The following is a 12,640-nucleotide window of genomic DNA, read 5'->3' as shown; positions in this document are numbered from 1 at the left end:
GCGAACGCGGGCCGTACGGCGCTCCTGCCGTGCGCGCTCAGCCCAGGTATCCCATGCGGTGGCTGATCTCCTCGGCCCCCTTGACCAGCACCGGAGCGAGCTCGTGCATGCGCTCCTCGGTGAACCGGTAGGAGGGCCCGGAGGCGCTGATCGACGCGATGACCCGGCCTTCCCGGTCACGGATCGGCGCGGCCATGGCGTGCAGCCCGATCTCCAGCTCCTCCAGCGTCCAGGCGTAACCACGCTCCCGGGCCTCGGCGAGGTTCTTCTCCAGCTTCGACTTCGCGGAGATCGTGTGCGGGGTCAGCTTCTTCAGGCCGGCCTCCGCGAGCAGCGCCGCGCGGTCTTTCGCGGGCAGGTGGGCCAGCATGATCTTGCCGCTGGAGGTGGCGTGCAGGGGGGTCAGCTGGCCGACCCAGTTGTGCGCGGTGACGGCGGCCGTGCCGCGCACCTGGTAGAGGTTGATCGCATAGTGCTCCTGCATCACGGCGATGTTGACCGTCTCGCCGATCTCCTCGGCCAGGCGCTCGCACACCGGCCGGCCCTGCTGGGTGATGTCGATGCGTCCCGTGACGGCACCCGCCAGGCGTACGATGCCGAATCCGAGCCGGTACTTGCCCCGCTCGCCCGACTGCTCGACGAGACCGCGCGCCTCGAGGGCGCCGAGCAGACGGAACGCGGTCGACTTGTGCACGTCGATCTCACCGGCCACCTCGCTCACTCCCGCCTCGCCCCGCTGGGCGAGGATCTCGAGGACGCTGATGGCGCGGTCGACGGACTGCACGCCGCCGGACGGTGACCCGCTCGTTTCGGTGTCCGGATTGTAGTTGCTCATGACGGAACTATACGCGCAGTAAACAACGCACTTGCAAGCAACGCGGTGTCAACAAAGGTCTTACAAGTTGCGTGGTTCGCAACCTGGTGCGCATAGCGATACCCGTACTAGCATGCCGCGCACATCAACGGCGCGAGCGAGACGAGGCACCATGGCTCTCCTGCACTACGACTTCGTCATCGTCGGCGGTGGATCGGCCGGCAGCGCACTGGCGAACCGGCTCTCGGCCGACCCCGGAAACCGGGTGCTCGTGCTGGAGGCGGGCCGCCCCGACTACCCGTGGGACGTGTTCATCCACATGCCCGCTGCGCTGACCTACCCCATCGGCAGCCGCTTCTACGACTGGAAGTACGAGTCCGAGCCCGAGCCCCACATGGGCGGCCGTCGTATCTACCACGCCCGCGGCAAGGTGCTCGGCGGCTCCAGCAGCATCAACGGCATGATCTTCCAGCGCGGCAACCCCATGGACTACGAGCGCTGGGCGGCCGACCCGGGGATGGAGACCTGGGACTACGCCCACTGCCTGCCGTACTTCCGCCGGATGGAGAACTGCCTCGCGGCCGACCCGGACGACGAGTTCCGCGGCCACGACGGACCCCTCGTGCTGGAACGCGGCCCGGCCACCAACCCGCTCTTCGGCGCCTTCCTGCATGCCACCCGGCAGGCGGGCTACGCACCCACGGACGACGTCAACGGCTACCGACAGGAAGGCTTCGCCAAGTTCGACCGCAACGTCCACCGCGGACGCCGCCTGTCGGCCTCCAGGGCGTACCTCAGGCCCGCACGGAAGCGGCCCAACCTCACCGTCCGCACCCGCGCCCTCGTCACCCGGGTCCTCTTCGAGGGCAAACGCGCCGTCGGTGTCGAGTACCGAGCGGGGCGGGGTGCCCCGCGCCAGGTCAGGGCCGGTGAAGTCATCCTCTGCGGCGGCGCGGTCAACTCGCCGCAACTCCTCCAGCTCTCCGGCGTCGGCAACGCCGCCGAGCTGTCCGCCCTCGGCATCGACGTCGTCCACGACCTGCCCGGCGTCGGCGAGAACCTGCAGGACCATCTGGAGGTCTACGTCCAGTACGCCTGCAAACAGCCCGTCTCCGTGCAGCCGTACATGGCGAAGTGGCGCGCACCCCTCATCGGCCTGCAGTGGCTGTTCCGGAAGGGCCCGGCGGCCACCAACCACTTCGAGGCGGGCGGCTTCGCCCGCAGCAACGAGGACGTGGACTACCCCAACCTGATGTTCCACTTCCTGCCGGTCGCGGTCCGCTACGACGGTTCCTCGCCGGCCGGCGGTCACGGCTACCAGGTGCACGTGGGACCCATGTACTCGGACGCCCTCGGCTCGGTGAAGATCAGGAGCAGGGACCCGCGCCAGAAGCCCGCGCTGCGCTTCAACTACCTCTCCACGGAGCAGGACCGCCGGGAGTGGGTGGAGGCGATCCGTGTCGCCCGCAGGATCCTCGGCCAGCCCGCGCTCGCCCCCTACAACGGCGGCGAGATCTCGCCCGGACCCTCGGTCCAGACCGACGAGGAGATCCTCGCCTGGGTCGCCGAGGAAGGGGAGACGGCCCTGCACCCGTCGTGCACCTGCAAGATGGGCACCGACGAGATGTCCGTCGTCGACCCGCTGAGCATGCGGGTGCACGGTCTGGACGGGCTGCGCGTGGTGGACGCGTCGGTGATGCCGTACGTCACCAACGGCAACATCTACGCGCCGGTGATGATGATCGCCGAGAAGGCGGCCGACCTGATCCTCGGCAAGGAACCACTGCCCGCCTCGAAGGCCGTCTACTACCGTCACCGCGACGCCCGGAAACAGGTCGGCTAGGGCCGTGGCCGCCGACGGGCCGCGCGAGCCGCTCGCCCGCGTCCGCTACGAGGTGCCGCCGGAGAAAGGGACCGAGGAGAAGGTCCTCGCGCATGGGCCGCGCGACGTCGTGGTCACGGTCACGGCGTCACCGGTCAGGGGACTGGATCCGACGCTCGCCCGCACCGAGCGTCTTCGCACCGGCGGGCGACGCCGACCCGACTGCTCGCCCCAGGCGCGCAAACCGTCACCGGGCCGGCGGCGGGCGTGGCCGGCCCGCACCCGTTCACCTTCGACCGGACCGCCGAGACGGAGCGCCGGCGCCGTGCCCTGCCGGACCGGCTGGGCGCCTGAAACAGGGAACGGCCGACCCCTTGACGGGTGTCAGTCCGGTCGGCCAGGGTGTTCCACCACAAGCAATCCAGTGCACAATGCGCAACGAATTCGGTTCGAAGGGCGCGGCGGTGGCAGAGCTGTATGTGGACGGAGAATGGCGCGCCGCGGTGGCCGGCGGCCTCCGGGAGATCCGCTGCCCGGCGGACGGCACGCTGGTGGCGACGGTCTCGGAGGCGACCCGCCCCGACACCGAGGCGGCGATCGCCGCGGCGCGGCGCGCCTTCGACGACGGTCCCTGGCCGCACACCCCCGAGCGGGAGCGCGGCGCGTTGCTGCTGCGCACCGCCGGCCTCGTCGAGCGCGACGCCAAGGAGTTCGCCCGCGCCGAGTCACTGGACACCGGCAAGCGCCTGGTGGAGAGCGAGTACGACATCGCCGACGTCGTCTCCTGCCTCCGCTACTACGGCGGCATCGCCGGCACCAGCGCCGGCCGCGTGGTCGACACCGGCCGCGACGACGCACTCAGCCGGGTCAGCTACGAGCCGGTCGGCGTCTGCGGGCTGATCACCCCGTGGAACTACCCTCTGCTGCAGGCGAGTTGGAAGGTCGCCCCGGCCCTTCTCGCGGGCAACACCGTCGTCCTCAAGCCCAGCGAGCTGACGCCCTCCAGCTCGATCCTGCTGATGAAGGCCCTTGAGGAGGCCGGGCTCCCGGCCGGCGTCGCCCAACTCGTGCTGGGTGCGGGAGCCGAGGCGGGCGCGCCGCTGGCCGAGCACCCGGCCGTCGACATGGTGTCGTTCACCGGAGGCCTGGAGACCGGGCGGCGCATCATGGCCACCGCGGCGCAGACGGTCAAGAAGGTCGCGCTGGAACTCGGCGGCAAGAACCCCAACGTCGTCTTCGCCGACGCCGACTTCGCCACCGCCGTCGACTTCGCGCTCACCGCCGTCTTCCTGCACTCCGGGCAGGTCTGCTCGGCGGGTGCGCGCCTGATCGTAGAGGACTCGATCCACGACGCCTTCGTCGACGAGGTCGTACGCCGTGCCGAACGCATCCGCCTCGGCGGCCCCTTCGACCCCGAGGCGGAGACCGGGCCGCTGATCTCCGCCCAGCACCGGGAGAAGGTCGAGGCGTACGTCGCCGCCGGCCTCGCCGAGGGTGCCGTACTGCGCTGCGGCGGCGCGCGCCCCGCCGACCCCGCGCTGGCGGACGGCTTCTACTACCCGCCCACCGTCCTCGACGAGTGCCGGCAGGACATGCGCGTGGTGCACGAGGAGTCCTTCGGGCCGGTGCTCACCGTCGAGCGTTTCCACGGCGAGGACGACGCCGTCCGCATCGCCAACGACACGGAGTACGGCCTCGCCGGGGCCGTCTGGACGCAGGACGCGGGCAGGGCTCAGCGGGTGGCCCGCAGGCTGCGCCACGGCACCGTGTGGATCAACGACTACCACCCCTATGTGCCGCAAGCGGAATGGGGTGGTTTCGGGCGCTCGGGCGTGGGCCGCGAGCTGGGGCCGACCGGCCTGGACGAGTACCGAGAGCCCAAGCACGTCTGGCAGAACATCCAACCCCGGCCGCAGCACTGGTTCCGCGGCTGACCGCCGAAAAGAGGCCCGATCATGACCCCAGCCCAGAGCGAGGTGTCGCAGCGGCGCGACACCTCCCAGGACCACCGTGCGCGCACCCCGGTCATCTCCGTGCGCCGGCTGTGGAAGGTGTTCGGGCCCAAGGCCGACGAGGTGCCGGGTTCCGCGGAGCTGTGCGGGCTCACCCGCCGCGAGCTCATGGACCGCACCGGCTGCACCGCCGCCGTACGGGACGTGAGCTTCGAGGTGTCGCCCGGCGAGGTCTTCGTCGTCATGGGGCTGTCCGGGTCCGGCAAGTCCACGCTGGTGCGATGTCTGACCCGGCTGATCGAACCCACGGCCGGGGAGGTCGTCTTCGAGGGCGAGGACATCCGGGGCGCCGACGCCCGACGCCTGCGCGAGCTGCGGCGCAGCAAGTTCTCCATGGTCTTCCAGCACTTCGGGCTGCTGCCGCACCGCAAGGTGGTCGACAACGTGGCGTTCGGCCTGGAGATACGGGGCATGGGCAGGGCTGAGCGCACCAAGAAGGCCCTGGAGGTCGTCGAACTGGTGGGCCTCGCCGGCTACGAGAACTCCTACCCCGACCAGCTCTCCGGCGGTATGCAGCAACGCGTCGGCCTCGCCCGGGCCCTCGCCGGCGACCCCGACGTCCTCTTCTTCGACGAGCCGTTCTCGGCCCTCGACCCGCTGATCCGCCGGGACATGCAGAGCGAGGTCATCCGGCTGCACCACGAGGTCAGCAAGACCATGGTGTTCATCACCCACGACCTGTCCGAGGCGCTGAAGCTGGGCGACCGCATCCTCATCATGCGGGACGGAAAGATGGTCCAGTGCGGCACCGGCGACGAACTCGTCGGCGCCCCGGCGGACGACTACGTGCGGGACTTCGTCGGGGACGTGCCGCGCGGCGACGTCCTCACCCTGCGCTGGATCATGCGGCCGGTGGAGTCCGAAGACTCCCTGGACGGGCCGGAGTTGGGGCCGGACGTCGTGGTGCGCGAGGCCACCCGGGCGGTGCTGGCCGCCGAGAAGCCGGTCAAGGTCGTCGAGGACGGCAAGCTGCTCGGCATCGTCGGTGACGAGGAGATCCTCTCCGTCGTCGCAGGGCAGGGAGGCGGTGCGTGATGGCCGTCGCCGCCGACGCGACCGTGCCGGTCGCCGCCCTGCGCAGAAAGGTCGGCCGTCCCATGGTGGTGGCGGCGATCCTGATCGGCTGGCTGGTGCTCTTCGCCGTGCTGCGCGGCCGGCAGACCCTGACGCTCGCGGCGGCCGATCTCACCGGCCTGCACCGCTGGCTCAACGACGTCAACGACACCATCGGGGCCAACCGCAACTCCAACCCGCTCTTCCTGTACTTCTTCAACGAGATCCGGCTGGTCATCGACAACCTGGTGACCTTCGTCCAGTCCCTGATCTCCCAGCCCACCGGCGGACGGCCGGTCCCGCAGATCGGCTGGCTCGGCGTCGTCGGAATCGCGGGCTATGTCTCCTGGGCCGTGGGCAACTGGCGGGTCGCCCTGCTGGCCGTCGCCGGCTTCACCTTCTTCGGGCTGCAGGGCCTGTGGCAGGAGAGCATGGACACCCTGGCGCTGACCCTGTCGGCAGTCCTCGTGGCGCTGCTCATCGGCATCCCGCTCGGGGTGTGGGCCGGCCTGTCCGACCGGTTCGACCGGATCATGACGCCCTTCCTGGACTTCATGCAGACGATGCCGACCTTCGTCTACCTCGCCCCGCTGACCCTGATCTTCCTGATCGGCGGGGCCTCCGCGGTGATCACCACGGTGATCTACGCGGCACCGCCCGCCATCCGCATCACCGCGCACGCCATCCGCTCGGTGCCCGAGACCACCGTCGAGGCCGCGGACTCCCTCGGCACGACACGGACGCAGCAGCTGCTGAAGGTGCTGCTGCCGATGTCGAGACGGACGGTGGTCCTGGGCGTCAACCAGACCATCATGGCCGCCCTGGCCATGGTCACCATCGCCGCCCTCATCGACGCGCCCGGCCTCGGCAAGACCGTCGTCCAGGCCCTGCAGTCCCTCGACGTCGGCACCGCCTTCAACGCGGGCCTCGCCATCGTCGTCATGGCCATCGTGCTCGACCGGGTCACCACGGCGGCGGCCGGCCGCACCGAGGCGACCCGCCGGACGGGCGGCCGCCTGCGCAGGTGGCGGCGGCCGCTGCTCGCAGCGGGCGGAACAGCGGTCGCCGTCCTGGTCTACCTGTCGCACACCTACGTCTGGGCGGCCGAGTTCCCCGGCAACGGCAGCACCGGCAACCACATGGCGAGCGCGGCCGACACGACGACCACCTGGCTGCAGGACCACCTCTCGGGCCTCACCAACGGCCTGCGGGACATCATCACCAACGGGCTGCTGAACCCGTTCCAGACACTGCTCACCGACTCCCCCTGGTGGCTGGTGGGGGCCACCCTGGTCGCGCTCGGCGCGGTGCTCGGCGGATGGCGCGCCGCGGTGACCGCCGCGGTGTGCGTCGGGCTCCTGGTCGGCACGGGCGTGTGGTCGGACAGCATGACCACCCTCGCCTCGACCGCCGTGGCCACCGTCCTGGTGATGCTGCTCGGCGTCGTCCTCGGCGTGTGGATGGGCCGCAGCGCCCTGGTGGACCGACTGGTGCGGCCCACCCTGGACGCCGCACAGGTCATGCCGCCGTTCGTCTATCTCGTGCCGTTCCTGGCGCTCTTCGGCGCCACCCGGTTCACCGCGATCGTCGCGGCCGTCGTCTACGCCGCCCCCGTCGCGATCAAGATCATCGCGGACGGTGTGCGGAACGTGCCCGAGTCCACCGTGGAGGCGGCGGCCTCCGCCGGGTGCAACACCTGGCAGATCATCACCAAGGTCCAACTGCCGATGGCGCGCAGCGCCCTGACCCTCGCGACGAACCAGGGGCTCATCTATGTGCTGTCGATGGTTGTGGTGGGCGGCCTGGTAGGGGCCGGAGCCCTCGGCTACGACGTCGTGGCCGGATTCTCGCAGGGAGAGCTGTACGGCAAGGGGCTGGCGGCGGGACTGGCCATCGTACTGCTCGGAGTCATGTTCGACCGGATCACTCAGGCTGCGGCGCGACGCACCAGGGCATAAGGAGCACGACACCATGGCAAGACACTGGCGAGCCGGCGCGGCCGGCCTGGCCGTCCTCGGCCTCACCCTCACGGCGTGCGCAGGGGCGAAGGTCGGCGACAGCACCCCGGCGGGCTCGAAGTCCTCCGGGGGCGCGTGCGGCACCTTCAACCTGGCCGTCAACCCGTGGGTCGGCTACGAGGCGGACGCGGCGGTCGTCGCGTACGTGGCCCAGCACGACCTGGGCTGCAAGGTGAACAAGAAGGACCTCAAGGAGGAGATCGCCTGGCAGGGCTTCGGCACCGGCGAGGTCGACGCCGTCCTGGAGAACTGGGGCCACGACGATCTGAAGAAGAAGTACATCACCGAGCAGAAGTCGGCCGTCGAGGCAGGCTCGACCGGCAACAAGGGAGTCATCGGCTGGTTCGTGCCGCCGTGGCTGGCCAAGGCCCACCCGGACATCACCGACTGGAAGAACCTCGACAAGTACGCCGACGACTTCAGGACGTCCGAGTCGGGCGGCAAGGGGCAACTGCTCGACGGCGACCCGTCGTACGTCACCAATGACGCCGCTCTGGTCAAGAACCTGAAGCTGAACTTCAAGGTGGTGTACGCGGGGAGCGAGACGGCGCTCATCCAGGCGTACCGCACCGCGGAGAAGAACAAGCAGTGGGTGATCGGCTACTTCTACGAACCGCAGTGGTTCCTGTCCGAGGTGCCGCTCGTGAAGGTCAACCTGCCGACGTACACGAAGGGCTGCGACGCCGACGCGGCGAAGGTCGCCTGCGACTATCCCGTCTATGACCTGGACAAGATCGTCAGCACGCGGTTCGCCGGGTCGGGGAGCCCGGCGTACAAGCTGGTGAAGAACTTCCACTGGACGAACGACGATCAGAACACCGTGGCCAAGTACATCGCCGTGGACAAGATGTCGGACGACGCGGCGGCCAGGAAATGGGTCGACGCCAACCGCGACAAGGTCGACGCCTGGCTGAAGTAGCACGGGGTCGGCAACAGGACGGTCGGAGATGCCCGGCGGGCGGTGCGCAGGGGGTGCGCACCGCCCGCCGGGCATTGCCCTGTTCCGGGCCGTTCTCCGACGTCACCGCCCCCTTGACACCCCTCACCACGACAGGCACATTGAGTTGCGCAACCTGCATCATGTTGCGCACAAAGCAACTTGACCGGTCTCAGAGTTCGGAGGTTGGGCGATGGCGGGACCCCGAGTGGTCATCATCGGAGCGGGCGTCGTGGGAGCGGCCCTCGCGGACGAGATCTCCGCACGCGGCTGGACCGAGGTGACCGTGGTCGACCAGGGCCCCCTGCCGGCCACCGGGGGATCCTCCTCGCACGCCCCGGGCCTGGTCTTCCAGACGAACCCCTCCAAGACGATGACCGAACTGGCCCGGTACACCGTCGAGAAGTTCAGCTCCCTGGACGTCGACGGCAAGCCCTGCTTCCTGCAGGTCGGCGGCCTCGAAGTGGCGACCAGCCCGGAGCGCCTCGCCGAGCTGCACCGCCGCCACGGCTGGATCACCGCCTGGGGCATCGAGGCGCGCCTGCTGACCCCCGACGAGTGCGTGGACAAGCACCCGCTGCTCGACCGCGACAAGGTCCTGGGCGGCCTCCTGGTCCCCACCGACGGCCTCGCCAGGGCCGTCCTCGCCGTCGAGGCGCAGATCCGCCGGGCCACCGAGCGCGGCGTGCGCTCGCTCGCCCGCCACGAGGTCCTCGACGTCCTGCAGAGCGAGGGCCGCGTCACCGGCGTGCTGACCGACCAGGGCGAGATCCCCGCCGACATCGTCGTGTGCTGCGCCGGCATCTGGGGCCCGAGAATCGCCCGCATGGTCGGCATGAACCTGCCGCTCACCCCGCTGGCCCACCAGCTCGCCTGGACCGGCCCGGTCCCCGCCCTCGCCGGCCAGACCGAGGAGGCCGTCCGGCCGATCCTGCGCCACCAGGACGCCGACCTCTACTACCGCGACCGTTACGACGGCCTCGGCATCGGCTCCTACGGCCACCGTCCCATGCCCATCTCCGCCGACGACATCCTCTCCGTGGACGAGGCCGAGGAGATGCCCTCGGTCCTGAAGTTCACCGAGGAGGACTTCGAGGACGCCTGGACGGAGACCCGGTCCCTGCTTCCCGCCACCCGCGAGGCCAAGGTGGAGGAGGGCATCAACGGCCTGTTCTCCTTCACCACCGACGGCTACCCGCTGCTCGGCGAGTCCCCGGACGTCAGGGGCTTCTGGGTCGCCGAGGCCGTGTGGGTCACCCACTCCGCCGGCGTCGGGCGGGCCGTCGCCGAATGGCTCGTCGACGGCTACTGCTCCTCCTTCGACCTGCACGAGTGCGACGTCAACCGCTTCGAGCCGCACCAGCTCTCGCCGGAGTACGTCCTGGCCCGCGACTGCCAGAACTTCGCCGAGGTCTACGACATCCTCCACCCCCTGCAGCCGTCCGGGACGCCACGCCCGATCCGCACCAGCCCCTTCTACGCCCGCCAGCAGGAACACGGCGCGTTCTTCCTGGAGGCGAACGGCTGGGAGCGCCCGCAGTGGTACGAGGCCAACGCGGGCCTGGTCGAAGGCCGTTCGCTCCCCACGCCCAACGACTGGGCCGCCCGCTACTGGTCGCCCATCGTCGGCGCCGAGGCCCAGGTCACCCGCGAGAAGGTCGCCCTGTACGACATGACGGCCCTCAAGCGCCTGGAGGTCAGCGGCCCCGGTGCCGCCGACTTCCTGGAGGGCCTGGTCACCGGCAAGGTCGCCAAGTCCGTCGGCTCGGTGACGTACACCCTGCTCCTCGACCACGACGGCGGCATCCGCAGCGACATCACCGTCGCCCGCCTCGGGCACGACCTCTTCCAGGTCGGCGCCAACGGCAATCCGGACCTCGACTGGTTCACCCGCCACCTCCCGGCCGCCGGCACGGTCCAGGTCCGCGACATCACCCCCGGCACCTGCTGCGTCGGCCTGTGGGGCCCACTGGCCCGCGAGGTCCTCCAGCCGCTCACCGACGAGGACTTCTCCGACGAGGGTCTCAAGTACTTCCGCGCCAGGCGCGCCTACATCGGCTCGGTGCCGGTCACCGCGATGCGCCTGTCGTACGTCGGTGAGCTCGGCTGGGAGCTGTACACCACCGCCGACCAGGGCCTGAAGCTCTGGGACACCCTGTGGCGGGCGGCCGAGCCGCTGGGCGGCGTCATCGCCGGCCGGGGTGCCTTCAACAGCCTCCGCCTGGAGAAGGGCTACCGGTCCTTCGGTACCGACATGACCTACGAGCACGACCCCTACGAGGCCGGCGTCGGCTTCGCCGTCAAGCTCGACAAGGGCGACTTCGTCGGCAAGGCGGCGCTGGAGCGGCGCAGGGCCGAGGTGCGACGCAGGCTGACCTGCCTCACCGTCGACGACCCGCGGGCCGTCGTCATGGGCAAGGAGCCGGTGTACCACGGCGACCGTGCCGTCGGCTACGTCACCAGCGCCGCGTACGGCTACACCGTCGGCAAGGGGATCGCCTATGCGTGGCTGCCGGCGGAGCTCAGCGTCCCCGGGACCACCGTGCGCATCGGGTACTTCGACCAGCGCGTCGAGGCGGTCGTGGCGGAGGAACCGTTGTTCGACCCGACGATGTCCCGTCTCCGCGGCTGAGTGTTCCGAGGCGAGTGCCGGGACGTGCTGTCGGTGGCCCAGTCGGGCCGGCGCGGTCGCGGACGTCGTGAGCACCGCCGTATCCGTCCTGTCCGCCGCGCCGCATCGCTGCCGGCGCATGTGCTCGTCCCGGCCGGCCCGGTGGCCGGCGGCCGCCACACGTCGACGTCCCAGAGCGACGTCGAACAGCACATCGCCGGCACCGCCTGAGCCGGGCTGACCGGCGTCGATGGCTGAAGCTCCGTACCGGGCGATACGGTGACCCTCGCTAGCCGTTGGTGGGGACGAAGGGACATGGCACGTGGCACTGAGGGCGCTTCGCTCGGCATTGGAAGCCCTGTACGTAAGGCGCCTCACGCGCAAGCTGGAAGGCAAGCCGCGTCCACGGCACGTCGCCATCATGCTGGACGGCAACCGCCGCTGGGCCCGCGGAGCCGGGCACGACGACGTTCGTGAGGGCTACCGCGTCGGCGGTGCGAAGGTCGGCGACTTCCTGCGCTGGTGCGACGCGGCGGACATCGAGCACGTCACGTTGTGGATGCTGTCCGACGACAACCTCCACCGGCCTCCCGCCCAGCTCGATCCGCTGCTCGCCATCATCGAGGAGACCGTGGCGAGCATCTGCGCGGCCGACGAGGACTGGCAGATCGAGGTCATCGGCGCCTTGGATCTGCTGCCGGGGGAGACGGCGCGGAAGCTGAAGGACGCCGTCGCGCGCACCGACGGCCGTTCGGGCCTCAAGGTCGACGTGGCGGTCGGCTACGGCGGCCGCCGCGAGATCATCGACGCGGTCAGGTCCGCCTTCGACAAGCACATCTCCGCGGGAGGCGACCCGCGCGAACTGGCCGAGAACTTCGACCTCCAGCACATCACGGACAACCTCTACTCCCCGGCGGGCCATGACACCGACTTCATCATCCGCACCTCGGGGGAGCAGCGGCTGTCCGGCTTCCTGCTCTGGCAGTCCGCCTATGCGGAAGTGCACTTCGTCGAAGTCCTGTGGCCCGCCTTCCGCCAGATAGACCTCCTGCGCGCCCTGCGCTCGTACGCCGCCCGGGAACGGCGTTACGGCAGGTGACATGACGCCGGACGCGCAGGCGACCGCGTGACGCTTCCCCTTCGGCTTCGGCGGGGGACAGCGCGGTGGTACGAGGTCGCGGAGCGAGTCGAAGTCCCGTGCCACCGACGCGATGCGCGAGCACACGGCCCGACCGACGCGGTTCATGAACCTCCACGCCTGCTTCGAACTCGGCATCGTCCAGGCTGCCGCCGCCCCATCGCCCGCTGATCCACTCCGTACCCGCGGGCAGCGGCTCCGGGACCCACCGCAGGCCTCCGGTACGATCGAGCGC

At 70.3% G+C, this 12,640-nt stretch carries 8 protein-coding genes and 1 pseudogene; 8 read left to right on the top strand and 1 reads right to left on the bottom strand.

All coding sequences use genetic code 11. The annotated features are described in order from the left end of the window. Positions 1-37: 37 nt before the first annotated feature. On the bottom strand, positions 38-835 hold the full coding sequence (locus tag AB0L59_RS19420; protein ID WP_365584941.1) for an IclR family transcriptional regulator: 798 nt from the start codon (positions 833-835) through the stop codon (positions 38-40). A 151-nt stretch (positions 836-986) separates the two neighbouring features. Between AB0L59_RS19420 and betA the strand changes: the two genes are divergently transcribed. The 8 genes and pseudogenes from betA to AB0L59_RS19380 all read left to right on the top strand — a co-directional run bounded on the left by betA (position 987) and on the right by AB0L59_RS19380 (position 12,366). Continuing rightward, positions 987-2,657: a choline dehydrogenase gene (gene betA / locus AB0L59_RS19415; RefSeq protein WP_365584939.1), complete on the top strand. Its 1,671-nt coding sequence runs from the start codon at positions 987-989 to the stop codon at positions 2,655-2,657. A 4-nt stretch (positions 2,658-2,661) separates the two neighbouring features. Further along, a pseudogene (locus AB0L59_RS19410) lies at positions 2,662-2,814 on the top strand (5,10-methylenetetrahydrofolate reductase); the annotation flags it as partial. Positions 2,815-3,100: 286 nt separating this feature from the next. After that, positions 3,101-4,570, top strand: coding sequence for an aldehyde dehydrogenase family protein (locus AB0L59_RS19405; RefSeq protein WP_365585082.1), 1,470 nt, complete (start codon positions 3,101-3,103; stop codon positions 4,568-4,570). Between the two features lie 21 nt (positions 4,571-4,591). Further along, positions 4,592-5,683: a glycine betaine/L-proline ABC transporter ATP-binding protein gene (locus AB0L59_RS19400; RefSeq protein WP_365584938.1), complete on the top strand. Its 1,092-nt coding sequence runs from the start codon at positions 4,592-4,594 to the stop codon at positions 5,681-5,683. Beyond that, positions 5,683-7,659, top strand: coding sequence for an ABC transporter permease subunit (locus AB0L59_RS19395; protein ID WP_365584935.1), 1,977 nt, complete (start codon positions 5,683-5,685; stop codon positions 7,657-7,659). The genes AB0L59_RS19400 and AB0L59_RS19395 overlap by 1 nt, the downstream gene beginning before the upstream one ends. Positions 7,660-7,672: 13 nt before the next feature. Next, positions 7,673-8,638 carry an ABC transporter substrate-binding protein gene (locus tag AB0L59_RS19390; protein ID WP_365584933.1) on the top strand — a complete coding sequence of 322 codons (966 nt, stop codon included), beginning with the start codon at positions 7,673-7,675 and terminating at the stop codon, positions 8,636-8,638. 211 nt (positions 8,639-8,849) lie between these two features. After that, entirely contained in the window at positions 8,850-11,288 is a 2,439-nt protein-coding gene (locus AB0L59_RS19385) for an FAD-dependent oxidoreductase (RefSeq protein ID WP_365584930.1), read from the top strand. Between the two features lie 307 nt (positions 11,289-11,595). Next, positions 11,596-12,366 (top strand): isoprenyl transferase, encoded by a 771-nt coding sequence (locus tag AB0L59_RS19380; protein ID WP_365585080.1) that lies wholly within the window; start codon positions 11,596-11,598, stop codon positions 12,364-12,366. Positions 12,367-12,640: the final 274 nt, after the last annotated feature.

It is taken from the genome of Streptomyces sp. NPDC052109 (assembly GCF_040680195.1).
GTDB lineage: Bacteria > Actinomycetota > Actinomycetes > Streptomycetales > Streptomycetaceae > Streptomyces.
This window is presented reverse-complemented; position numbering and strand designations above follow the sequence as displayed.

Bases quoted from the DNA above. Each gene is read 5' to 3' on its own strand.
- AB0L59_RS19390 (WP_365584933.1), top strand. From the start codon at position 7,673: ATGGCAAGACACTGGCGAGCCGGCGCGGCCGGCCTGGCCGTCCTCGGC.
- betA (WP_365584939.1), top strand. From the start codon at position 987: ATGGCTCTCCTGCACTACGACTTCGTCATCGTCGGCGGTGGATCGGCC.
- AB0L59_RS19400 (WP_365584938.1), top strand. From the start codon at position 4,592: ATGACCCCAGCCCAGAGCGAGGTGTCGCAGCGGCGCGACACCTCCCAG.
- AB0L59_RS19385 (WP_365584930.1), top strand. From the start codon at position 8,850: ATGGCGGGACCCCGAGTGGTCATCATCGGAGCGGGCGTCGTGGGAGCG.
- AB0L59_RS19395 (WP_365584935.1), top strand. From the start codon at position 5,683: ATGGCCGTCGCCGCCGACGCGACCGTGCCGGTCGCCGCCCTGCGCAGA.
- AB0L59_RS19420 (WP_365584941.1), bottom strand. From the start codon at position 835: ATGAGCAACTACAATCCGGACACCGAAACGAGCGGGTCACCGTCCGGC.